Origin of the sequence: Limihaloglobus sulfuriphilus (assembly GCF_001999965.1) — a bacterium.
Classification (GTDB): domain Bacteria; phylum Planctomycetota; class Phycisphaerae; order Sedimentisphaerales; family Sedimentisphaeraceae; genus Limihaloglobus; species Limihaloglobus sulfuriphilus.
In genome coordinates, this window is sequence record NZ_CP019646.1 from 2,972,965 (window position 1) to 2,995,998 (window position 23,034).

Annotated in this window: 19 protein-coding genes; 5 read left to right on the forward strand and 14 right to left on the reverse strand. The window is 48.5% G+C overall.

The window, feature by feature from the left end; all coding sequences use genetic code 11:
- Positions 1 to 281 precede the first annotated feature (281 nt).
- From SMSP2_RS11420 to SMSP2_RS11435, 4 genes are all read left to right on the forward strand, one after another.
- Positions 282 to 2,117, forward strand: a complete 1,836-nt coding sequence (locus tag SMSP2_RS11420; RefSeq protein WP_146684174.1) for a hypothetical protein — start codon at positions 282 to 284, stop codon at positions 2,115 to 2,117.
- 130 nt (positions 2,118 to 2,247) lie between these two features.
- Complete coding sequence (locus SMSP2_RS11425) at positions 2,248 to 4,179, forward strand: hypothetical protein (protein WP_146684176.1); 1,932 nt, start codon at positions 2,248 to 2,250, stop codon at positions 4,177 to 4,179.
- 316 nt (positions 4,180 to 4,495) lie between these two features.
- Positions 4,496 to 6,808 carry a GLUG motif-containing protein gene (locus SMSP2_RS11430; RefSeq protein WP_146684178.1) on the forward strand — a complete coding sequence of 771 codons (2,313 nt, stop codon included), beginning with the start codon at positions 4,496 to 4,498 and terminating at the stop codon, positions 6,806 to 6,808.
- A 707-nt stretch (positions 6,809 to 7,515) separates the two neighbouring features.
- A complete protein-coding gene (locus SMSP2_RS11435) occupies positions 7,516 to 8,940 on the forward strand; it encodes an alpha-L-fucosidase (RefSeq protein WP_222566340.1) in 1,425 nt (474 codons plus the stop codon).
- 20 nt (positions 8,941 to 8,960) lie between these two features.
- Here the strand turns inward: SMSP2_RS11435 and SMSP2_RS11440 are convergent, their stop codons facing one another.
- From SMSP2_RS11440 to SMSP2_RS11455, 4 genes are all read right to left on the reverse strand, one after another.
- Complete coding sequence (locus SMSP2_RS11440; RefSeq protein ID WP_146684180.1) at positions 8,961 to 10,664, reverse strand: sialidase family protein; 1,704 nt, start codon at positions 10,662 to 10,664, stop codon at positions 8,961 to 8,963.
- A 162-nt stretch (positions 10,665 to 10,826) separates the two neighbouring features.
- Positions 10,827 to 13,283 (reverse strand): pyruvate formate lyase family protein, encoded by a 2,457-nt coding sequence (locus tag SMSP2_RS11445; protein ID WP_146684182.1) that lies wholly within the window; start codon positions 13,281 to 13,283, stop codon positions 10,827 to 10,829.
- A 7-nt stretch (positions 13,284 to 13,290) separates the two neighbouring features.
- Entirely contained in the window at positions 13,291 to 14,238 is a 948-nt protein-coding gene (locus tag SMSP2_RS11450) for a glycyl-radical enzyme activating protein (RefSeq protein WP_146684184.1), read from the reverse strand.
- Positions 14,239 to 14,321: 83 nt separating this feature from the next.
- Complete coding sequence (locus SMSP2_RS11455; protein ID WP_146684186.1) at positions 14,322 to 15,173, reverse strand: aminotransferase class IV; 852 nt, start codon at positions 15,171 to 15,173, stop codon at positions 14,322 to 14,324.
- A gap of 225 nt (positions 15,174 to 15,398) precedes the next feature.
- On the opposite strand from SMSP2_RS11455, the gene rplU reads away from it, so the two are divergent.
- On the forward strand, positions 15,399 to 15,728 hold the full coding sequence (gene rplU / locus SMSP2_RS11460) for a 50S ribosomal protein L21 (protein WP_146684912.1): 330 nt from the start codon (positions 15,399 to 15,401) through the stop codon (positions 15,726 to 15,728).
- Positions 15,729 to 15,830: 102 nt separating this feature from the next.
- Here the strand turns inward: rplU and SMSP2_RS11465 are convergent, their stop codons facing one another.
- The 10 genes from SMSP2_RS11465 to SMSP2_RS11510 form a co-directional block, all read right to left on the reverse strand.
- Positions 15,831 to 16,571 (reverse strand): hypothetical protein, encoded by a 741-nt coding sequence (locus tag SMSP2_RS11465; RefSeq protein WP_146684188.1) that lies wholly within the window; start codon positions 16,569 to 16,571, stop codon positions 15,831 to 15,833.
- 332 nt (positions 16,572 to 16,903) lie between these two features.
- Complete coding sequence (locus SMSP2_RS11470; protein WP_146684190.1) at positions 16,904 to 17,641, reverse strand: ABC transporter permease; 738 nt, start codon at positions 17,639 to 17,641, stop codon at positions 16,904 to 16,906.
- An 80-nt stretch (positions 17,642 to 17,721) separates the two neighbouring features.
- Entirely contained in the window at positions 17,722 to 18,627 is a 906-nt protein-coding gene (locus SMSP2_RS11475; protein ID WP_222566341.1) for an ABC transporter ATP-binding protein, read from the reverse strand.
- Positions 18,628 to 18,650: 23 nt separating this feature from the next.
- Positions 18,651 to 18,995 carry a MarR family transcriptional regulator gene (locus tag SMSP2_RS11480; RefSeq protein WP_146684192.1) on the reverse strand — a complete coding sequence of 115 codons (345 nt, stop codon included), beginning with the start codon at positions 18,993 to 18,995 and terminating at the stop codon, positions 18,651 to 18,653.
- 69 nt (positions 18,996 to 19,064) lie between these two features.
- Positions 19,065 to 19,535 carry a hypothetical protein gene (locus SMSP2_RS11485; RefSeq protein WP_146684193.1) on the reverse strand — a complete coding sequence of 157 codons (471 nt, stop codon included), beginning with the start codon at positions 19,533 to 19,535 and terminating at the stop codon, positions 19,065 to 19,067.
- Positions 19,536 to 19,594: 59 nt separating this feature from the next.
- Complete coding sequence (locus tag SMSP2_RS11490) at positions 19,595 to 19,915, reverse strand: DsrE family protein (protein ID WP_146684194.1); 321 nt, start codon at positions 19,913 to 19,915, stop codon at positions 19,595 to 19,597.
- Positions 19,915 to 20,202 (reverse strand): ArsR/SmtB family transcription factor, encoded by a 288-nt coding sequence (locus SMSP2_RS11495; protein WP_146684195.1) that lies wholly within the window; start codon positions 20,200 to 20,202, stop codon positions 19,915 to 19,917. Before SMSP2_RS11495 ends, SMSP2_RS11490 begins: the two co-directional genes overlap by 1 nt.
- A 255-nt stretch (positions 20,203 to 20,457) precedes the next feature.
- The gene (locus SMSP2_RS11500; RefSeq protein ID WP_146684196.1) at positions 20,458 to 21,438 is read right to left on the reverse strand and encodes an aldo/keto reductase; all 981 of its coding nucleotides are present in this window, start codon (positions 21,436 to 21,438) and stop codon (positions 20,458 to 20,460) included.
- A gap of 75 nt (positions 21,439 to 21,513) precedes the next feature.
- Positions 21,514 to 22,161 (reverse strand): class I SAM-dependent methyltransferase, encoded by a 648-nt coding sequence (locus SMSP2_RS11505; protein ID WP_186804702.1) that lies wholly within the window; start codon positions 22,159 to 22,161, stop codon positions 21,514 to 21,516.
- Positions 22,162 to 22,197: 36 nt separating this feature from the next.
- Positions 22,198 to 22,605 (reverse strand): DnaJ domain-containing protein, encoded by a 408-nt coding sequence (locus tag SMSP2_RS11510; protein ID WP_146684198.1) that lies wholly within the window; start codon positions 22,603 to 22,605, stop codon positions 22,198 to 22,200.
- Positions 22,606 to 23,034 lie beyond the last annotated feature (429 nt).

The following is a 23,034-nucleotide window of genomic DNA, read 5'->3' on the forward strand; positions in this document are numbered from 1 at the left end:
TAATCACATAAGAACGATGAAACTTGTTTTTGTAAATCCATGTATCCCATGAATTTATTCATGTTTTTTATGTTTTATTTTGTATTAGTGCCCTTTATTTATTAAAATATCAGAAGTACAGGAAAAAGACTGATTAGCTGTTATATTAGCGTTCTGTACATGAAAAACATATTTACATGAGGTGCATCATGCAAAAGTTCGTGAGTGGATTGATTTTGTTGTTTTTAATCACTTCTTTTTCTTCTAACATTTTCGCGGAGGACCCCGACTACGGAAGCACTTTGGAGACCGCCGAAACTGCTGTCACAGACGGAAGCGCCTATTACGGCGTTTTGAGCGACAGCAGCGACCAGGACTGGTTCAAGTTCAGCCAGAGCGGCAACAACCTCTACCGGCTGACTCTCCTCAATTCCGAGTATAACTGGAAATATATCCATGTTTACATTATAGACGAGTTTGATTTTATCCGTGAGCTGCCCCATATCACTGCGTATAATCAGGGCCAACAGGCACAGTATTTTATCGAATACCCATACGACTGCTACATCAAGGTCTCTGGAAACGCCGGTTCGTACAGGATAAATGTTGAGTATCTCGAGACGGTCGAGCCGGATGACTATCAGAACGCCTGCGATGACGCGGCAGACCAGATAGTAATAGACGCCGGCCCGCTGGCAGCAACTCTGGACCATACAGACCCCGAATTCTACGATACGGACTGGTTTTATTTCCAGCCCCAGCCGCTGCACAAGTACCGTATCAAAAAGACTCAGGCGGCTAACTCCAATCTGTGGTTCCAGCTTTACAACGATGCCTGCCAGCAATTGTATGGCAGCACCAATGAAATTACATTTATCCCCTGGGACGCGAATGACTATAAGCTCTATCTGCATGGCGACGTGAACCGCTACGGAAACTACTATACCATCGAGATCGAGGATATAGATTCATATACCGATGATCACCTGAATACTTACGGCGGCGCGACCGCCTACACTCCCGGCAGCGGCGAGCTGTTCTGCAGCATAGATTACGAAGCCAATGTCGGCAGTGACCTTGACTATCTCACATTTGAGCCGATCGCAAACACACGCTACAGTTTCAAATTGAAAAATTTAGAGTACAGCTGGAAGTATCTTAAGGTATATCAGGAAGATGAGTTCGGTATCGCCCAGGAGCTCTGCAACACGTCAGCCTACAACCAGCTAAACGAATGCACGGCGTTTTTTGAGTACGACAGAACAGTTTACGTTCGTATGGAAGGAAGTGTCGGCAATTACAGCGTCGAAATAAACCAGCTCGATACGGTAACAGATTCGTATTCTAACTTCTGCCAAAGCGCTTTCCCAATCCTCATTGACGAGGATATTATCGGAACGCTTGTACACGATGATCCGTATGATGTTGACTGGCTGAGTTTCCAGCCTGTGCCGCTGCAGAAATACCGTATAACACTTACCCCGGCGTCTAACTCCGGTGTCTGGTTCGCTGTTTATAACGATAACTGCCAGCAAATCTACGGGGCAACAAACGATATGACCTTTATCCCCTGGGACGCCGCGGATTATAAAATCTATGTTCATGGTGATGCCAACAGAAAGGGCAACTACTACAGCATCAAGGTCAAACCGCTGGAGAACGAATTTTACACCGATGACTGGCCCAATACCCGCGAAACCGCGGCAAATCTGCCCAAGGACGGCACCGAGGTTGATGTCGCGTTAGAGTACGAGGCCAATTTAGGCACCGACGTTGACTGGTTTACCTTCGTAGCCGCTCTGAGCGGAAATTACCATTTCACAATCATGAACCCCGAATACAACTGGGATACGATGCGGATTTACAGGGTAAACGAAACGAATCAGCTTGTCGAGGTACGGGCCGAGAGTGCCTATAACCAGCTCAAGGAGTTTGATGTTGCCCTGACTGAAGGTACCCACTTTGTTCGTATGGAAGGCAGCGTCGGCGGCTGTGTCATTACCCTGCAGTCACCCGAGCCGCGATGCGGCGATCTCGACCACCCATACCCGACGGCGGACGCCAACAGAGACTGTGTGGTTGATATGCACGACATAGCCGAGATGGCACTGCAGTGGCTTACAGATGTTCGTCCATAGTGAAAATTGAATAGAAACGAATAATCAGCAGCGGTTTTAAGTATAACGGCGGAAGCAATAAAACCAAAGATTTGCTTCTGCCGTTAGGCCGCTGATTTATAAGTAGGTTCTTTTTAGAGAGGGCTAAAAAATGAAAGGTTTTTTTATTGTAACATTAATTTTGCTGGCGTCATTGTTTACGGCTGTATTTGCCGAGGATCCCGATTACGGCAGCACATGGGAAACCGCCGAGCTGATAACTCCAGACAGCACTTTGTATGTCGGTGTATTGGGAGAAGGTGACCAGGACTGGTTCTATTTCCCCCAGACCGGAAACAACCGCTACCGCTTCACCATCACAAACCCCCAAAGCGGCTACAAGGTGATGAAGGTTTACCTGCTGGACGAATTCAACATTCTCAAGGAAATGGTATCCCTAAGCGCCTGGACAAACACCTTGCAATCCCAGCCGTTCTTTGAGTATGACTACGATGTTTATATTCAGGTTTACAACACAGCCGGAGATTACAGCATCCGGGCGGATTACCTGGGCAATACGCCGCCGGATATGTACATGAATTCGTGTGTTGACACGGCGGACGAGATTATCCCGACAACAGACCCGCTCAACCCGATAGCCCCCACCGTGGGAACGCTGGATCATCTCGACCCGGACGAATACGATACGGACTGGTTCTACTTCCAGACACAGCCGCTTCATAAGTACCGCATATACAAGACTCATGCATCAAATTCTAACGTCTGGTTCAGGCTCTATTCGGATGCTTGCGGCCAGTTGAGCGGTAACACATCCGATTTTACCTTAATACCCTGGTACGGCGATGATTACCGGCTGCTGCTGGAAGGCGATGTCAACCGCTACGGAAATTATTACACGGTTGAGATCATCGACCTCGAAAGCTACACAGACGACCACGGCAACACCTATGATGCCGCAACGGCGTATGAGCCGGACGTTACCGGCGAGCTCTTCGCAAACATAGACTACGAGGCGAATCTGGGCAGCGACCTGGATTGGTTCACCTTTACACCGACGGCGAACACACTCTACCGCTTTACAAACAAGCACCTGGCAGGCGGGTATATAACGATGCGTGTCTATCAGGAAAACGAGTTCGGAGAACGTATTGAGCAGTGCTCCGTGAGCGCCTGGAACGAGGTAAGACAGCTGACAGCTTTCTTTGAATACGCCAGGCCGTGCTATGTTCGCTTTGAAGGTGTAGTCGATGAGTACAGCCTTACGATTGAGACCGTTGAGACCCTGACGGATTCATACTCCAATGACTGCGAGTTTGCTTCCGAGCTGCTTGTAGGCGAGCTTGTCGGCGGAACTCTGGTACACGACAGCCCTTACGATGTTGACTGGTTTGTATTCCAGACACAGCCGCTGCACAAGTACCGCATTTACAAGACTCACGCGTCAAATTCAAATGTCTGGTTCAGGGTATTTTCAGATGATTGCCAACAGCTCTCCGGGAATACAAGTGACTTTACGATTATCCCGTGGTACGGCGAAGATATTAAAGTGTATCTGGAAGGTGACGGCAACCGTCTGGGCAATTATTACACGATCGAAGTTACTGACCTTGAATCCTACACGGACGACTGGCCAAACACCTGGGACGCGGCGGCAGAGATGCCAAAGGACGGCACAGAAGTTGATGTGTTCTTTGAATACGACGCAAACATCGGTACAGATGAGGACTGGTTCACCTTCATTGCCGGCCAGGACGGAGTGTATCACTTCATGCTCGGAAACCCCGAAGGCGGCTACGACACCATGCGCATTTACAGGGTAAACGAGATTCAGCAGCTGATAGAGGTAACAAACCAAAATGCCTGGAACCAGGTCAGGGAGTTTGATGTAACCCTTACAGCGGGAGTGCATTACATCAAGATGATGGGATCCGGCGGCTGCACGATCAGCCTTGTCTCGCCCGAGCCCCGCTGCGGCGACCTCGACCACCCGTACCCAATGTCAGACGCAAACCGCGACTGCGTTGTTGACCTGCTCGATGTAGCAGTAATGGCAGCCGAATGGCTTACAGATACGAATCCGTAAACACAAATAATCAGAAAAAGATGAGTTTTACACGCCGGGCATTGAGGATTTCCTTAATGCCCGGTTTTTTTTACGTGAGATGCGAGTGGTGCAGCCGGCTTTGAGCCTGAGAAAAACATGATCGCATACCGTTCCATAACTTTTCAATTTCCTTCTTATCTTTTAGCTTTAAACAGTATTTTATTTAGTTTTGTCTCCATCCGTGTTTATCCATGGTTTTATTTTTATTTACCTTGACGGCAGCCCCTTAATCTACTAAGGTAATACAGGGTATAAAACAATTGAATCAACTGCATTAAAAGTAAGGGCGTCTATTATGTCTAAACAAACCAGTTTCTCAATTCTCTTCGCCGTATGTGTGCTTATCCTCGTACTCCCCTCAACCCTGCTCGCATTCGCCGGCGGCGACGGCAGCCCCGAAAACCCGTACCAGATTTCCACCCGGGCCGACCTCGAAGCGGTAAACAACGATCTGGCAGCGTGTTACATCCTGATAAACGATATTGACCTGGCGGGGACGGTTTATACCATGGCTGTTATAGCGTCTGATACTGTGACTGGGAGTAATACCTTCGACGGTACGCCGTTTGCAGGTTCATTTGACGGCAATGGCCACATTATCAGCAATCTAACAGTTGACGGCTCATACTTCTGCGGGCTGTTCGGCGAGATTGGAGCAGCGGGTTCAGTTTACGCCCTTGGCCTGGAAAATGCCTCAGTTACTGCAAAATATTACTTCGCCGGCGGCCTGGCAGGCAGAAACAACGGCAGTGTGTCGAGCTGCTATTCAGCCGGCTCGATTACCGGAGGCCGTGAAGTTGGGGGTCTGGTGGGCAACAACTACGACGGCAGTGTGTTTAAGTGTTATTCAATTGCCACGGTTGGTGGAGATTTTGAAGTCGGCGGTTTGGTGGGCAACAACTTCGGTAATGTTTATAAGTGTTATTCAGCCGGCTCGGTTACGGGAATTTTTGATCTCGGCGGACTGGTTGGGCATAACTTTGGTAATGTATCTATGTACTGCTTTTGGGATGTAGAAACATCCGGAATAGAAACAAGTGAGGGCGGCACAGGGGTTACTACCGCCCAGATGCAGGATATAAACACGTTTCTTAATGCCGGCTGGAAATTTGCGGATTTCCAGATAGCTGTCACGGGCTGGTATATGCCGCCGGAGAGCTATCCACGATTGTTCTGGCAGAAAACCGGAATTTTAGAAGTGCCCGATGTTACAAATCTGCCTCAAACTCAGGCTCAGAATATACTTGCTGAAAACGGACTCAATGTTACAGACACAAGGTATGTAAATAGCTGGCAGATTCCGCAGGGAAATGTTACAGGGCTTTCAGTTTGCATGGGCGGTTATGTGGATTCTTCAGCGCCTGTTGTTATTTATGTTTCTTCCGGTTCCAATGGAGACGGCACACAGGACTACCCGTACGAGATAGCGTCACAGGTTGACCTTGACTCGGTAAATACCGAACCGGCGGCAAACTACATAGTTACAGCAGATATTTACCTGTCTTCAATTGCTTATGCTAAGGCTGTTGTCGCCTACAATGTCGGGGCAGTCTGGGCATATGAAGGGACTCCATTTACAGGCTCATTTGACGGCAATGGGTTTGTCATCAGCAATCTTAAAATTGATGGTTCAAACTCTTATTCAAACTATTGCGGCCTGTTCGGATTTATAGCTGAGGGTGGTTCAGTTTATAATCTGGGCCTGGAAAAAGTCTCGGTTACAGCAACCAATAACTGCGTTGGCGGTCTGGTGGGTTCAAATTACGGCAGTGTTTCGAACTGCTATTCAAATGGCTCTGTCTTGTTTCCTGGAGGTTATAAGGCCGGCGGTCTTGTGGGTGATAACAGCGGCAGCTTGTCGGGATGCTGTTCATCCGGCTTGGTTCGTGGAAGTGATAATGCCGGCGGACTTGTAGGGAATAACAGCGGCAGTGTGTCGGGCTGTTATTCAACCGCCTCAGTAATTGGAGGTGATAATGTCGGCGGCCTGGCGGGAGAAAACAACGGCAGTGTGTCGGGCTGCTATTCAATCGGCTCGGTTACTGGAAGAGATAGGGCCGGTGGGCTGACGGGGTACAACAACGACGGCAGCAGTGTGTCGAAATGTTATTCAAAAGGTTCGGCTACTGGAAATAATTACGTTGGCGGTTTGGTCGGGGAAGACCGCGGCAGAACGTCGAACTGCTATTCAACCGGTTTGGTTACTGGAGATAATTACGTTGGCGGTTTGGTGGGCGGTGATCCTGGGTATTTATCGAACTGCTTTTGGGATGTCGAAACTTCCGGTATGGAAACAAATGTTGGCGGCACAGGGCTCACAACCGCTCAGATGCAGGATATATTTAGGTTTACGGATGCCGGGTGGGATTTTGTTAATGAGACCGCTAACGGCGTGGATGACAACTGGCAGATGCCGGCGTTTGATTATCCTCGTTTGAGCTGGGAAGCGATTGCGCCGACTAACAGCGATATGGCGATGCTTTCCGCTTACTGGCTAAGCGGCGGCTGCGCTGCACCCGACTGGTGCGGCGGTGCGGACCGTGATTTTGACGGAAGTGTAACTGTTGACGATTTGCTGCTGCTTGCGGATAACTGGCTTTACCAGTGACCGTGAAATATCAGCTTCGTTGTAACATCTTAAATAATGCTTAACTCATCCGCAATTCTCTGGAGTGCGGCGGCAAGCGTCAGCGCGACGCCGCTTTATAAACCTTGGAGACCGATTTTGTTGATTAAACATACCGAATGTAGGAGTTCAAGCTTCAGCTTGTAAAAACATAAAACACACTAAAGTGTGAACTCCTGCAAGAGCGGCGCCGCCTCGCTCCGCTCGTTGTCGCGCGCACTCCAAAGGTTTGCACAGCCTGTTCTAAGGCCTGCAAAGATAATTCACGAATTTTCTCCATTTGAAATCAATTAGACAGGATTTACATGATTAACAGGATTTTTATTTTTAAGTTATCTTTATCCTGTGCATTCTGTAATCCTGCCAAACATGAATTAAGAATTTAATCGGATTAAAATTTACCATGAAGTGCATGAAGGGCATGAAGAAATCATATAAAAACTTCAATTTCTTCAATATCTTCATGGTTAAAAATAAAAGTTTGGGCGTATTGTGCTCAGTGTCGGGCTGGAAGACTAACTTACGTTAAAAGAATCTCTGTGTCGGGCTGTAAGCCCGGCCTGCGGAGAGGACGGTTACTGACTCAGCTTAAATGCAGATTTTAATTGTAAACTGCTTGATTTTTTTGTATCATCTTCTTTAAGGTTTTTAATCTTAAAGACATATCCAATAATCGGAAAGGTAGAAACATGGGCATGAAAAAACGCGTATTCAGAAAAGTTATCGGGGAGTTCTTTTCTACGAGAAAGATTGTAATACCACTTCTGCTGTTTTTGATGCTCGCTGTTTCAGGCTGCCGGCAGGCAACAGCGGATTACAGAGCCGAAACCAAAAAACAGAAAGATGAGCGTATGCAATGGTGGCGCCGGGCGCGTTTCGGCATGTTCATTCATTGGGGCCTTTACGCAATTCCCGCCGGTGAATGGAACGGCAACACCAGCCATGCCGAATGGATCCGGCATACCGCTAAGATCCCGCTGGAAGAGTATGAAAAACTCGGAGCTCAATTTAATCCGGTAAAATTTGACGCTGACAAATGGGTGTTCTGCGCCAAGGATGCCGGAATGAAATACATCGTCATAACCAGTAAGCATCACGACGGATTCTGTCTCTGGGACAGCAATGTAACCGAATACGATGTCATAGACCATACACCGTTTGACCGGGACATTCTCGCTGAGCTCAGCGATGCCTGTAAAAAGCACGATATCCCTTTGTGCTTCTATCACTCTATTATGGACTGGCACCACCCGGACTATCTGCCGCGGCGGAAATGGGAAAATCGCAGCGCGGAGGAGGCTGATCTTCAGCGGTACATCGCCTATATGAAAGCTCAGCTAAAGGAGCTTGTAGATCGCTATGATCCGGCGGTACTGTGGTTTGACGGCGAATGGGAAGACACCTGGACACACGAAGAAGGGCTCAAGCTCTACGATTATGTACGCTCGCTCAAACCGGATATAATAATCAACAACCGTGTTGATAAGGGCCGGCCCGGCATGAAAGGCATGACCCTCGAAGGGAACTTTGCCGGCGATTTCGGCACACCGGAGCAGGAGGTACCGGAAACCGGCTTTGAAGGCGTTGACTGGGAAAGCTGTATTACAATGAACCGCCACTGGGGCTGGAACAAGAATGATAAAGACTTTAAATCGGGCGAATATCTGATCCGCCAGCTCGTTGAAATTACAAGCAAAGGCGGCAATTACCTGCTGAACGTAGGCCCTAAAGCTGATGGGTCTTTCCCGCAGGAAAGTATCAAACGGCTGGAGCAGATCGGCGACTGGATGGACATAAACGGTGAATCGATCTACGGCACCACGGCAAGCCCGTTCGGGCATCTGGCATGCGGACGCTGCACAGCCAAGATAAAAAGCCGTTCAGCCGTTCTATACCTGCATGTCTTTGACTGGCCAACCGACGGCAGGCTTCACATTCCAGGATTGAGGAATAAAATCAAAGAGGCATACCTGCTTGACGGCGGCAAAAAGCTCGAGACAATTTCGAACAGCCGGGGCGTAACGGTTCTGGTTCCCGACGAACCAAAGAACAAAATCGACACGGTAGTGGTGCTCAAGGTTTCCGGCAAATTAGAACTTGAAAACGCCGATTAAATCTTAACTGACCCAGGAAATTAGTATTCTGCATAATCTATAAAATCGCTGTTTGCCAGTTGGCGAAAGTCCGGGACTCTATGCAGCGTTATCGCGTTGCCGTCGTGGTTGTCGGCCGTGTCTCCATCAACGTTCATCGTCTTCTCGGTCAGCGGGCTCTCGACGTGTGAGCGGGCTATTACCAACAAATCATCACCGGATATAACGAAGTGTGGATAATGATATGAATGCGCCCAGCCGCGGCTGTATGCAACCATCCCCGCCATGAACCAGTCCGCGGCGTTGCGGCTGTAAAACAGTGCCAGGTTTGAGCGTTCCTGGGTGGCAAGCCCGCCCTTCATTTTTATATCGCTGATATCGCGGGTGGAGTTTCTGTTGACGTTGCTCGCCATCCAGTAGAGGCCGCTTTTCACGTCGTATTCTGCGTAGCAGTGCGTAACGCCAAGGCCCTCATCAAATCCGATCCGCTCAAATTCCGCTATCAGCTCATCGCCGCTGTCATCGAAGATTACCCTGCCGGATATGCTGTCGTTGACGTTCTGGGACATGCGCAGCAGGTTCAGTATCCTGCCATCTCCGCCTTCATGCCCGAGCCTGATGCAGGTTCCCTCGAGCCAGCCGGACCAGCGGCCGGCATCGTCGGGGCGGCCGTTTTCGTCGCGATAATCGAAAATCATCCCGAAAACATCATGCATCGCTTTGCTGTACGCGAAAACAGGATTAGCAACAGGGTTTGAAATGCGCCACAGCTCACTATCACAGAGATTAACATCCTCATCATCAGGAGCATCAACCGCCATTACCCAGAAATCACGTTTATTACCCAGCGTTCCCGCCGCGGCCTCCAGAGTTGTGCCGGGCCTGAAAATCCACGGGCCGGAGCTGTTTACTGGCGAAACTTTGTATCTTTCATGCCTGCCCCAGTTTTCCGGCCTGAGCAGAAAACGGCTGTTTTTTTCGTCAACGTCCATTACCCTGCAATGGAGTTTCTTTTTTCCGGATTCAAGACAAACCAGAGTGTATCTCGCCACGGCGGAGGCGTCTTCGACTTTTAACCAGGTTGCCTTTTCATCGAAGTCATCTTCTCTGAATGCCGCCGGCTCTGCCAGCTTTGTCTGCGGTACGGGAACGCACATCGTCGGCGCGACTTCGAACGAACAGGCAACCCGGCCTCTGGATACCAGCACTCCGGCATTGCCGGTATGAACTGCCAGCCCGCGAGTGCATTCTATCTCTGTCGGCTCTGACCAGGTCTTGCCATCGTCGGTGCTGCGGATGATTTCCATGCAGCTGCGGTCTTTGTTAGGGCTTTTCCAGATCGCTGTCGGATAGATTACATATATCCCGCTTTTTGCGACAAACAGATTAGGCCATGGAATAACATCAAGCGAATTGAGCCTCTGCCAGCTGCAGCCGTTATCATCGGATTTTATCAGTGATGCAAAACCTCTCGTGTCGCCGCTGTACAGGGCCAGGAGCCTGCCGGTTGAGGTCTTTGCTATTGTGGGGTTGCCGGTGAAAAAGCCTTTTTTCCAGTCATTTATGCTCTTTGCCAGAACCTTATAATCTTCGCCTATAAGCTGCGGCTGCGGCGTAGATGTCCGCTCAATCCCCGGGCTCCACACAGGGGCGCTCCCGTTGGAATCATCATTCTCAGCGGCAGCTGCAAAAACCGCCGTCACGGAAAACAGCAATAAAAATAAAATACATCTTTTAGTAAACATTTTAATCTCCAGGCAAATAACGCAATTACCAGTCCGTCATAACCGTCCTCAAACGAACTAAAAAGTGTCTGACCCCTTTTTTGTAATTGAGGCTCATAAACTCATTATCTGTAGTTAATTAAGAGACGCGAGCATTGTGTCTCTACTACGGTTAGGGGGCAATCAACCCATCATAACCGTACGCTGTATGATTTCTTCCTGTGTTCTTCTGTCCAGGTTGTTCCAGTAGTCAACATATCCGCTGACCCTTACCAGCAGGTCTCGGTATTTTTCCGGCTCCTTCTGTGCTTTTAGAAGTGTTTCCTTGTTGACACAGTTGATCTGAATATGCACGCCGCCCTTTTTGAAATAGGCGTTTATAAGCTCGAGAACTTTCTTTCTGTTCTCCGAGTTATCCAGCAGGTCGGGGTGAAACCGTATATTAGATATCACCCCGCCGACGTACTGATCCGCCCGCGTCTTGGCGTATGAGTTGAGCAGTGCGGTAGGCCCGCTGGTGTCTGTGCCGCTCTGGGCGGATATTGACGGCGGCATAGCTTCCCAGTCGCGGCGGCCGTCGGGAGAGGCCTTGGTATGGCTGCCGGTAAAGACATGGGCGGCCCTGGCGATCGCCTCGAGCCAGATAGTCCCGTTAGACCTGAGCGAGCGGTACTTGCCAAGCTCTTCAATGCATATAGAGGAAACGATATCAAGGTATTTGTCCGCGTAATCGTTATCGTTGCCGAACTTAGGCGCTTTACGGAAATATGTGTGCAGGTCTTCATATCCCTGCCAGTTATTATCTATGGCATCTAAAAGCTCCTGCTGCGTCGCGATCTTATCCTCAAATACGCACTTCTCTATCGCCGCCAGAGAATTCACCACCGATACAACATCGTAGAGCCCGACCGCCCAGTGGAAATAGTCCGTTTCAACCATCAAATCACGGCCTCTTTGTATGCAGCCGCTCATCAGAGAAGACGCAAACGGCAGCGGGCGGTAATGAGCGTGCAGATCGTCCATGATATTCGCCGCGGCGACGAGTTTCTCAGCGCATACCGCCACGTGCTTCCTGAACTCCTCAAGAATATCATCTATACCGGAAAACTCGCCCAACTTTTTGCCTCTGCGTGTGAAGACCGGATTCTTTTTATCCTTCTGCATCCGCCATTGATGGTCATACTCCGGTGCCAGCTCCGCCAGCACGTCAGCGTAGCGGTACTCGCCGCCGTGCAGGGTCAGATCGAGAACGCGTGAGACAACGATAGGCCGGCACAGCCCGCCGCCGAGCATTTTACCCGGGATTTCGGTTTCGTTGCAGCCGATCAGGGCGTAATCAACAGCATCTTCTTCTTTGACCTCCCATTCCATCATGCCCGGTATCAGCACCTCATCGTTGACTATCGCATAGGTTGCCTGGCCCTGATATGTGCCCTCGAGTATCTCGTCAACCAGTTTTGGGTTGATGTTTCTGTGCCAGCGAAGCGTAGTCTGGGGCTGAACCATCTGAGTCGCCCTGTCGGCCTTTATGCACATCAGAGAAAGGTCGTTTGACATGTCATTGCCGTCCTTGTCTCTGCCGCCGAGAGTAACTGTCTGGGTGAGCGAAATTTTCAGCCCGCCTATGGTCAGCTCCATACACTTTACGTAGAAATTCTGTATCAGCTCAAACGCGAACTTCTCATCAATCAAACCCTGTTCGAGGTCTTTTTTATACAGCGGGTACAGGTATTGATCGATCCTGCCAACGGAAATGGAAAAGCCGTTCTGCTCTATGTGCATCAGCAGATGTATCAGCCAGGCCGCCTGGAGCCCCTGCCAGAAATTCTGCGCTGGAAATTCGGGAACGACCTTGAGGTTATAAGCGATTGTCTTGAGCTCTTTTTTGCGGCTTTCATCATCAGTTTCTTTTATCATCTCCTCTGCCTTAAAAGCGAGCCTGTGAGCAAAATCGACCACCGCCTCGAGCGATATTATAACCGCTTTTAGAAAATGATAGCCTTTAGGGTCATTGAGCCGTGTTTCGTCAAGCCTTGCCTGCGCCTCGTCGATTATCGCCCTGATTCCCTCCTTAACCACCCTGTCGTACTGCACTACGATATGCCCCTGGCCCTCGTCGCGGCCGTAGGGGTTGCAGCAAAAATCACGGTCACGCAGCTTTACCAAATCTTCGGGCATTGCGCTGTCAGAGATATCGCGCATATTTCGTCCCTGCCAGAAGTCTTTTATCTGCCTGAATATCTGTTTATCAGACTCGGCCGCGAAGGAATCTTCCGACAGCAGCGTCTCCATCTTGAAATTGACATACCTGGCGGGCAGATCCTGGAGGCTGTACTCGGGATACATCTCATAGCAGGAGTGTTTCGCCGCGTAGTTGCCGATGATGAGTTCGCCGTCCTGTATATAGATTGTCCGGTTTTTCAGTATATGCGCAAAGGCTTTGGCACGTTTGACATACAGATGCTCTGGCTCGTATTTTTGGTACGCCTCTGTTATAAGCCTGCCGCGTTCGGTAATCCATTCAGGTTCATTGTTGAAGATATTTTCCTTGAGATTATAGATTCTATCTGTCATCTCGTTGGGGAGGCCGGCAACCTTATCACTGAACACTGAATCTGCATTATTTGCTGTATTGTGCATTTTTGTCTCACTTTCTGTAAACTGCCTGAAGATTATTTGACCTCAGGTAACTTTGTATTTCATTCATCCGCTCCTGCGAGGGAGGCTCAATCGCTGATAATTCGTAATCAAGGCCCATGCTTGCGTATTTTCTCAAACCCAGTCTGTGATACGCCAAAAGCTCTAACTCGCCGTCAAAACCGCACTTTTCGAGAAAATCGCAAAGCTCTGTTAAATCTCCGGCTCCATCGTTTATCCCGGGAATGACCACATATCGGACAATCAGGTCTTTATCCATCGGGCAGGAATTGCGGAAATTTTTGAGAATCTGTTCATTTGCCATGCCGGTATATTCCAGATGTTTGCGGCTGTTGATCAGCTTAATATCAAACAATATTCCGTCGGCGTCTTTTACAACAGAGTTGTACACTCCGGGCGAGGCGGCCCCGTTTGTGTCAACATATACCGAATATCCCGCTTCTTTACATTCCTGTATCAGGGCTCCGGCAAAATCAGGCTGCATCATCGGCTCGCCGCCGGAGAGAGTAACCCCGCCGCCCGATTCTGCATAGTAAATCTGATCTTTTCTGATGATTTCTATCACGTCAGAGACCGACATTGTCTCTCCGGCGATCTCAATGGCATCTACGGGGCAGATTGACTCACACTTGCCGCAGAATGTACAGGAATTTCTATCCACCGTGTGAGTACCTGCTTCTATTTTATGGGCATTTACAGGGCAAACAGTGACGCATCTGCCGCAAAGTGTGCATGTGTCGTGATTTAGTAAAAATGTCCGCCTGGCAGGTATCGTTTCAGGGTTGTGGCACCATTTGCATCTGAGCTGACATCCTTTAAAGAATACCGTTGTGCGCAGACCGGGCCCGTCGTTTATGCAGAACCGCTGAATTTTATATATGCCCCCTGTAACACTGTTGATGCCTTGTTTGAGTCTTTGAGTCTGTTTTACACTCATATAATCCTGAAATAGCAGGTTTGTGTTGTTATGTTTTTTTTACAGGGTTTTATTATGAAAGCATATTCTATATATTTTTTTGCTCAAGTCAAATTGTCTTTGTGCCGGGTCAATTCGGAAAAAAGCACCTCAAGCCGGCGGGTTTTGGGGCCTGGTTTTCCGCCGGAGATAGGGTTTCCGTTATATTCCACTATCGCAAGCACGTCTTTGCTGGTCGCCGCGAAGAACATTTCGTCTGCGTCAAGAATCTCACTGGTTTTTATCGGCCTCTCAATCAGCCGCAGGCCGGCATGGTCGCAGATGCTTATCACAAAATCGCGTGTTATGCCGGCGATTATGTTCTCATCCTGAGGATGTGTTACCAGTGTATCGTCATAAATCGCGAAAAAAGTTGAGCTTGCGCCCTCTGTTATCACATCTTTATCGTAGAGAACCGCATCATCGCAGCCCTTTAGGCTTGCCGCGTGCTTAGCCATAACGTTTGGCAGCAGATTCAGCGATTTTATATACCGGCACTTCCATCGCAGGTCTTTGTGAGAGATAACCTTAACGCCGGCAGCCTTTATTTCGCGGTAATGCTCGATCGGTGCCAGCGAGAGAAAAAAGCTCGGTTCCAGCTCGGTTTCATCCCAAAGGTAAGAGCGGGGCGCCCTGCCGCGGGTTATGTGAAAATATATTCCGCAGTCGGGAATCTCGGCGCGTTTATAAGCCTTTATAATATCATCTTTTACCTTATCCAGATCAATGCCGGTTATGTATATATCCTCCAGTGACCTGGCGAACCGGTCGAGGTGCCTTTCCAGGGCAAAAATCCTGCCGTTGTAGCTTCTGACAAAGTCGTAAACTCCGTCACCAAAAAAAAGCCCCCTGTCAAGCAGAAGCGGATCCACCTTTTCAGCAGGCATGAATTCATCGTTAATATATGCGAATTCCATAGTTATATTATTTTGCGCCTAATAAAAAAGAATCATATACAAAAAAAGCCCTTCTACAATGTCCGGGCGTCAAGACTCTTTGACTCAGTATAATGCGAAATTTACAAACAACACGAATTTTTTGCCGATAAATCCCACTTTTTTTAAAAAAACCTTTACTTGCCCTGCCAATTGGTTAAAATCTGCCGGTCTATAATTACAGAAAGATTCATGGAGAATATAAAAATGTATGCAATAGTAGAACAAGGTTCAAAACAATATAAGGTTTCACAGGGCGACAAGATCAATATTGAGCTTGTTGATCTGGCAGATGGCGCTGATACGCTTGAGATGGAAAAAGTCCTTATGGTAAGTGACGGCGAAAACGTTAAGGTCGGCACACCCTATATCGACGGTGCCAAAGTTGTAGCTAAACTGAGCAACGGCGAAGACGACTCTGTTGTCAAGGGGCCCAAGGTTTACCCTGCACAGTTCCGCAGGCGCAAAAACAGCCGCCGCAGAATTGGTCACAGGCAGAAATATCTCTCGGTTGTTATCGAGTCGATAAACGTCTAAACCTGATTTATAAAAGAATTTAAAAACCCGCAGCACCTGTTCTAAAGTGCCGCGGGTTTTTTGTTGGTAAGTTTTAAGTCAGATTGCCTAAGAGCTGAGACTTCAGCTTTTGTTGAGTGTTTTCCTCAAGGCTATCGCACCGCCCAGTACCATGAGAACCGCTGTCGCCGGCTCCGGTATAACAACATCGTCAGAGAGCGGCTCATTGAAATAGAGCATGTTGTCCCAGCCGTTCGTCAGGCCGCTCATACCAATATTGATATATGCGTATGTCTTAGTTAAATATGTCTGCGGCACATAAATAATCAAATCTATTACGCCGCTTTGCCCTTTTCCGCCGGCCAGCTCATAAGAGAAATCAATGGAATTGTCAATCCCGTTTTCCGGATCGTCCATATCGTAATCCAGCTCCAGGTTTGAAAAATCAAGTCCCGTCTCGCTTGCGGAATCAGATGTGTAAATCTGGAATGTTTCGAAAGTTGTGATGGTTCCGTTGCCCTGCTCATTGACATTTAAAAGCAGCTCATAGTATTCAACCCCTTGAATTTTCCTCTTAGTAATAAGATCCAGGCTTAGCCCTGCGTTTTCGTTGTATCCTAAAAAGCTGCCGGTTTTTTTGTCATGGCTCCACTGAAAAATTTCTGTGAACGCTTTTTTGTCACCTGCGGCGATTCGCGGATCGAGCTGGCCTTCTATAGTATTTTGACCGCTTCTGAAAATACCGCCGTTAAACACTTCCTGATTATTGATGTTGCTTTCGTTTGTGGCAATTTCGACATGTGCGGCGAATACCGCTGTTACGACTGACAGATACACTGCTGCTGTTAAACTTAGAGGTTTCATTACACTTTCCCTGTACTTTTCCTATGTGTTTATAGTTTGGCCGCTCCAATTTCCCGATTGGAGCTTTTCCCATATTTATTTCCGTGTCATAATGTATAAACTATAGGCGGGAAGTCAAGGGATTGTTCCTGTTTTCCTTAAAAAACCAGGCTTGAAATACGAAAACAAGTATTTTTACGGGCTTGTTTTAACGAAATACCTCGTAATTTTACTAGTTTTTTGCGGCGGCCGACCCGTATTTTTACTAGCGAGTCAGACTTTGAAACCGAGCTATCAAAACGCCCCAAAGGTGAAAAACTATCAGCCGGCGTCATAAAGCGTCAGGTGGCTGCTTAGACTATCCATTTTTTGCGGATATTACGCAGGCTGATCAGAAAGAGAAGTGCGCAGAATATAATAAGCATCGCGAAGTTGAGCAGCGGAGGCATCCGCCCGGCGCGGTTTATTGAATTGTGCAGGATATCCGCCCCGTAGGTCAGCGGCAGTACATACGGCAGGGGTTTGAGCCAGATTGGAAATTGTTCTATCGGGAAAAACAGCCCGCACAGAAAGATCATCGGAAAACGGAAAAAGTTGGAGAATGTCTGTGCCTCGAAAACTTCTTTGACCGAAACCGCGATAAAAAGCCCAAGAAAAGTCGAGCTGACCGCGATCAGCACCATCGCCGGTATCAGAACTGCCCAGCTTATACCGGATAAGTCGGTCAGGAACGCGGCGATAATAATCGGCACAAGTGCGTTCACCGTTCCAAATATAATCGCCCCGGAGGTTTTGGCCAGCATCAGTGTTTCCAGGGAAATCGGTGCCAGCAGCAGCCGCTCAAAAGACCGTCCCTTTTTCTCGAATGTTACCGTAACCGAAAGCACACTTGTTGTGCCGAAAAGGATACTAAGCGCCACAAGCCCCGGCAGAAGCTCCGGCAGGCTCTCCATCCCAAGGCCCGAGCGTATGAAAAACATAACTACCCAAACCAGCGGGAACAGCAGGCCCCAGCTGATATTCGGTGGTTTGAGGTAATAGCTTCTCATGTCCTTAACCAGAATATTCCAGAAAGCAATCCAGGCCTTCATGATTTGGCTCCTTTACCGTTTTTTTCTTTTTCCTTGTTCATTGCGTCCGCCTCGATGCCTGTTATCTTAACGAAAACATCTTAGAGGCTGGGTTGTATTCTCCGGGCCTCGAGCACCTCGATTCCCTGCTCTTCGAGAAAACGCACCACCGCGCCGGCGAGAATCTGCTTATCAGCCTCTATCCTGATAAGCCCGCTCTGGGGGAAGATAAAATTCATATCCGCAAAAGAGCCGGCCAGCTTAATGCGTATTTTCTCATCGGTATCAGCGCATACAATCTGGACAACATGCCTGTTCTGCAGCGGCTGGAGGAGATTTTCGACCGAGTCTATCCTGACTATCTGTCCTGAAACGATAAATGCTATGCGGCCGCACAGCCGCTGCGCCTCTTCAATATAGTGAGTTGTAAGGAAAATGGTCGTGCCGGCCTTGTGCAGTTCTGAGATCAGCTGCCGCAACTGTCTGGCGCTTGCCACGTCCAGCCCCGTTGTGGGCTCGTCCAGAAAGAGAATCTCAGGCTCATGTATGATCCCCGCCGCAATTGTGAGCTTGCGTTTCATACCCTTAGAATAGCCGGCGAATTTGCGGCCGGCGGCCTTTTCCAGGCCGAATAGCTCAAGCAGCCGTCCGGCCTGCTCGACACGCTTTTTTTTGGGCATTCCATAAAGTGCCCCGCAGAAACAGAGATTATCGAAACCGGTCAATTCCGGATACAGGTTGCTCTCGTCCGGCACCACTCCTATCAGGTGCTGGGCCGCCCTGTGCTGCAGGCTGCAGTCCATGCCGCCGATGCGTATGCTGCCGCTGTCCGCTCTGGCAAGCCCTGTCAGCATGTTGATGGTTGTGGTTTTGCCGGCGCCGTTGGGGCCCAGAAATCCGAACAGCTCGCCGGGCCTCACGGAAAACGAAATGCCGTCAACCGCTTTGACACCGTCAAAACTTTTCGCCAGAGATTCTACTTCTATGGTATTAACGTTTTCATTCACGGTTATGACCTCAGCGTCTAATCTCAGGCGAGAGTAATTTCGTATGTACTTTGTTCAGGATTCCAGCTTCGCAAGATTAAACCCTTTGATTCCATCTCTTTTATGATTTCGACGGCATCTTCAAGGTCATATTGCAATATATCAACCAGCTGCTTTTGCAGCATTGGTTCACCGTACTGTCGCAGCATTGACAATATCTGCTTCTGTTCAGACGATAGTTCTTTGCGTTCTTTTGGGCTTAAACCGTCAGAAGTAACTCTTCTGCGATAAATAAACCAAACCAGCAGAATAATAAATATAACTGCTATTCCAATAATCAGAGCTGCTGTCCAGGGTTCGTTATAAATGGCATGGTGCGTATGTTTCATAATACAGCCTTTCTTTAAACAGCGTTCTATTGCAGAAAATTTATATACTTATAAGAATTGCGCTTGCCGTTACTGGGGTTGATTTCCACTTACACCGACTGACTCTGGCAGGACGTTCTTATCACGCAGCATGCCGCGATTGGCCAACACCCCGGCCAAATCGTCCATGGACCAGTTACCTTCATGTTTTCCGATGCCCTTCATGAACAAGGGAAAATCCACGAACTGCACCAACCTGTCGTCTATCAATGCCGTGTATTTTCCATCTATGACAACCGCAAATGGAAAATGGCTTTCGGGGAAATTATACTTTTGCAGCAATTCTTTGTTCTCAGGTTCTGTTATGATATAGTAAGTAACGTTCAAGTTTTTCTCGTGTTCCTGCAGAACATCTTTTGTTCTCTCCAATGTACGAAGGGAAGGCTCTTTTTCCTTGTAAAAGACTTCCACTGTGGGGGTTGTATTACTACTGCAAGAGGACAGCATGGCCGCTGCGCCCATAAGCAGAATCGCCATTGCGCCTGTAGATATTTTCAACATAATTTCAAACCTTTCTGCTATGCTCCCGGCAAAAGCCGGGCTTTCAAAAGACTAACCAATTATACAGTAATCAACTTGTCCGAGTCACGAACCACCTCATAATGATCTTTGAGTGTAGATATCGGGCATATCTGCGAGCCGCCGGACTTGCGCAGCTGCAGACACGTCCCGCAGGCAAGAAATTCGCCGCCTGCGTCCAGGACTTCCTGTGCCTGTCCTTTTACATCAAACTGCGGGTCCTCGATCTTGTCGATATCAACACCCTTGCCGGAGAGGAAAATCCGAATGCTGTCTCCCTGCCTGAGGCTGTAAAGTGCAAGCCGCAGCGTATTAAAAACGGTTTCAGGGTCAGTGTGTGTAATAACAATTCCAAGTTTCATTATGATTCTCCTTGAATCTCTAAAAGGTTATTGATTTCTGATCTCCAGTGTTCAAGAGTATTCTGGTTCAGACTGTAATGTACGAAATACCCCCTCTTATCGGGCACAACCAGCCCAACAGATTTGAGTATGCGAAGATGCTGCGAAACAGCTGCCGGCGTAATGCCGAGCCGGTGTGACAAAGCCCCAACACATAGAGACTTACCCGCGAGAAGGCAAATCATCTTCACACGGGTGTCAACCCCGAGGACTTTGCTTATCTGGGCTATTTTCTGATATCTATCCATAAGTTTATTTAATTATATTTGATTATACTTAAATAAACTCAAAAGTAAACACAAAAATTACCTGACTTAATAAAAATTATATACTCTTTCCCCCTCTTAGATGCGGTCTTTCAACACGCCTGTCCATACTGTTTTTCCCTCCCTTGCTTCCGGCCTAAATCTTTTTCGCAATATAAACACCATAACTGTAGTATTTGTGGTATTTTGATAGAGGGCTGTAATCAGCCGTCATTGTAAACTGTCCATATCCATGTTTTACCATCGTTTGTAAATTTCTGTTTCCAGACCGGCGAAATCCTCTGCCCTTGCCACGATATCTTCGCGGTCCTGTGCTGTAAGACCTGTAAATGTTCGCGCAAAATGCATACGCTGCCTGAGCTGGTCCACATTGTCAAACCCTCCGACCAGAACGCTTACCGGCAGAGACCATACGAAAAAGTGCATCTCTTCCAGGCTGACCTTGTCGGGAACCGCCCCGCGTTTCATAAGCATACCGTAGGCGGCGGTTTTCATCGCGATCACGCCCATCTTTCGCCTGAGCAGGCGCGGCAGAATGTGCTCTATATAACTCTCGTTGTATGGATCGACGATATTGACCGGCATCTGGCATGTCTGGAGAAGGTCTGTTTTATCGAGCATACGGTTGTGCGCCTTCCAGCTTCGATGACCTGTAAAACCGATATGCCGGACTTTGCCCTTTTCCCGAGCCTCGAGGACAGCTTCCAGAACACCATTTTCCAGCCTCTCATCTACATCTTTTTCACTCTTGATCGCATGAATCTGCCACAGGTCGATATAATCTGTCTTCATTCGAGCCAGTGAGCCGTCGAGGTGTTCTCTGGCTGTTTTGGCGTCTTTGGCCTCGGTTTTGGTCATAATATATACATCTTCACGGTACTTAGGCGTGAGGAATTTGCCGTAATACCGCTCACTGCCGCCTTTCTGGTACGCCTCGGCAGTGTCAAAAAAGCGGCAGCCGCCTTCGAGCGCCGCCTCGATCATTGCCTGTGCATCTTTTTCCGGGGCCCCTCCGATGTGTGAACCGCCGGCTCCGAAGATGGTTACCATCTCGCCGGTACTGCCAAGCGGCCTTGTCGGCAGCAGCTCGCCCAGACGGTCTGAGGGATTCTTGCTTGGAAGGTTATTCATGGTTTCCTCCTTTTGAGAACCATCTGCCCGCATACCGGCCATAGCGGCCGCCATTGCTGAGCTTTTGATAAATTTACGTCTGTTCATTATAAACACTCCTTAGTATGTGCTTTGATATCATATTAACAGACTGGATATCGACCTGCAAGATTTAATATAAACTCACGCAGGTTTAACAAACATAATCGCCGCGAAGCCCGCCTGTTTGGAGATGCCGGGCCTTACATCATCTGCCGCCAATTCGGCTTGCCGGGGCGGACAAAATAAAGCGGAAGCGGATTTTTGAAGCGAAAAACCGCCCTTTTCCGCCATCTCCACTGTCTTTTCTACCGTCAAAAAGTCAGCGCGGCTGTAAATTGGGTGTCCGTTTTCCTTTTTCTGCTGATAGTGTTTTCCCCACGGGCTTTCGGCGGGTACAAGACCTACAAGCAGTCTGCCGCCGGGTTTTAGCACCCTCGCGGCTTCCGCAAGAGCCTTTTGGCTGCCGGCAATAAAACAAAGCGTAAACGCTATAAGGATACCGTCAAAGCTGTCAGCCTCAAACGGCAGCTCTTCGGCGGAGCCGGTGTAAGTTTTGATGCCCCGCGCCGCCGCCAGCGCCAGCATTGCGGGTGACGGGTCGAGCCCTTCACCGATTCCCATGCGGCTCGCGAAACGGCCCGTGCCAACACCAACCTCCAGCCAGCGTCCGCGGCAGTCGGGGCATAACCGGCGCAGGCATTTGAGTTCCGCTTCAAAGATGTTTCCGCCCCTGGGACTTTCGTACCAGCTGTCGTATTCGTTCGCCAGAGTGTCAAACGGCTGTTTCAATAGCGTATCTCCATTTATCAGTGATTATAACACAACCTAAATACAGGAATTGGGCCTGTCCTTCTTTTTGTCGTCATCTTCACCGGGGCTGTTGACGGATCCGTAGAACCTCTCCCGCCACCACAGAAAGCGGCCCCAGTTGCTGTCAAGATTGTACTTGCCGTCCTTTGGAACGCCCTGCCAGGAGTTGACCTCCTCGAGCAGTTCATCACAGGGTTTGTCGAACGCCAGCAGCTCATAGGCGCACTTTATGAGCGTAAACTTTTTATTAGCCTCATCACTGCCGCTGTTGTGGTCGGGGTGATGTTTGACCGCCGCACGGCGATACGCCTTTTTGAGCTGTTCGGCATCGGCGTTTTCATCAACATCCAGAATCCGGCGGGCAGCCTTGCGGACTTCTATCTTGCGGTTTATACCGTCCATGAAATTTATATCGTGTTTCATTTTTTACCTTTTGATTAACTGACCTTCAATATACCAAAATAAATCCAGACTTCAAAGTGTGTAACATTTTTTTTCGAGTACGGCGGCAAGCGATGCCGCGACACTGCTTTAAAACGCCGCTGGGGCAGAACATAAAGCTCGGCGAACAAATCTTAAAAAACACAAAACCCATCAGCTATTGCAAACCAGGCTTAGTTAATTTTGGATGAGCTATTCCGTTTGTTTGTAAGTTGTTGAGCGGGTGGATTTAGCAACGGCAGTGAAACCGATTTTCCCCCTTTTTCTCTGGCTTCAGGCCTGATTCGAGCGAAAAAAACATTAAAAAACCTCAAATTGCCCCCATAGAAAAATGGTAAATCATTTTGCATGTGATATAATATAAGACATTAAACCAAAAGAACTTATATTATATTCTACAAAAGGATTTAC

Bases quoted from the DNA above. Each gene is read 5' to 3' on its own strand.
- SMSP2_RS11470 (WP_146684190.1), bottom strand. From the start codon at position 17,641: ATGAAGGCCTGGATTGCTTTCTGGAATATTCTGGTTAAGGACATGAGA.
- SMSP2_RS11485 (WP_146684193.1), bottom strand. From the start codon at position 19,535: ATGTTGAAAATATCTACAGGCGCAATGGCGATTCTGCTTATGGGCGCA.
- SMSP2_RS11425 (WP_146684176.1), top strand. From the start codon at position 2,248: ATGAAAGGTTTTTTTATTGTAACATTAATTTTGCTGGCGTCATTGTTT.
- SMSP2_RS11450 (WP_146684184.1), bottom strand. From the start codon at position 14,238: ATGAGTGTAAAACAGACTCAAAGACTCAAACAAGGCATCAACAGTGTT.
- SMSP2_RS11465 (WP_146684188.1), bottom strand. From the start codon at position 16,571: ATGAAACCTCTAAGTTTAACAGCAGCAGTGTATCTGTCAGTCGTAACA.
- SMSP2_RS11510 (WP_146684198.1), bottom strand. From the start codon at position 22,605: ATGAAACACGATATAAATTTCATGGACGGTATAAACCGCAAGATAGAA.
- SMSP2_RS11435 (WP_222566340.1), top strand. From the start codon at position 7,516: ATGGGCATGAAAAAACGCGTATTCAGAAAAGTTATCGGGGAGTTCTTT.
- SMSP2_RS11430 (WP_146684178.1), top strand. From the start codon at position 4,496: ATGTCTAAACAAACCAGTTTCTCAATTCTCTTCGCCGTATGTGTGCTT.
- SMSP2_RS11445 (WP_146684182.1), bottom strand. From the start codon at position 13,283: ATGCACAATACAGCAAATAATGCAGATTCAGTGTTCAGTGATAAGGTT.
- SMSP2_RS11440 (WP_146684180.1), bottom strand. From the start codon at position 10,664: ATGTTTACTAAAAGATGTATTTTATTTTTATTGCTGTTTTCCGTGACG.
- SMSP2_RS11455 (WP_146684186.1), bottom strand. From the start codon at position 15,173: ATGGAATTCGCATATATTAACGATGAATTCATGCCTGCTGAAAAGGTG.
- SMSP2_RS11495 (WP_146684195.1), bottom strand. From the start codon at position 20,202: ATGGATAGATATCAGAAAATAGCCCAGATAAGCAAAGTCCTCGGGGTT.
- rplU (WP_146684912.1), top strand. From the start codon at position 15,399: ATGTATGCAATAGTAGAACAAGGTTCAAAACAATATAAGGTTTCACAG.
- SMSP2_RS11500 (WP_146684196.1), bottom strand. From the start codon at position 21,438: ATGAACAGACGTAAATTTATCAAAAGCTCAGCAATGGCGGCCGCTATG.
- SMSP2_RS11490 (WP_146684194.1), bottom strand. From the start codon at position 19,915: ATGAAACTTGGAATTGTTATTACACACACTGACCCTGAAACCGTTTTT.
- SMSP2_RS11480 (WP_146684192.1), bottom strand. From the start codon at position 18,995: ATGAAACATACGCACCATGCCATTTATAACGAACCCTGGACAGCAGCT.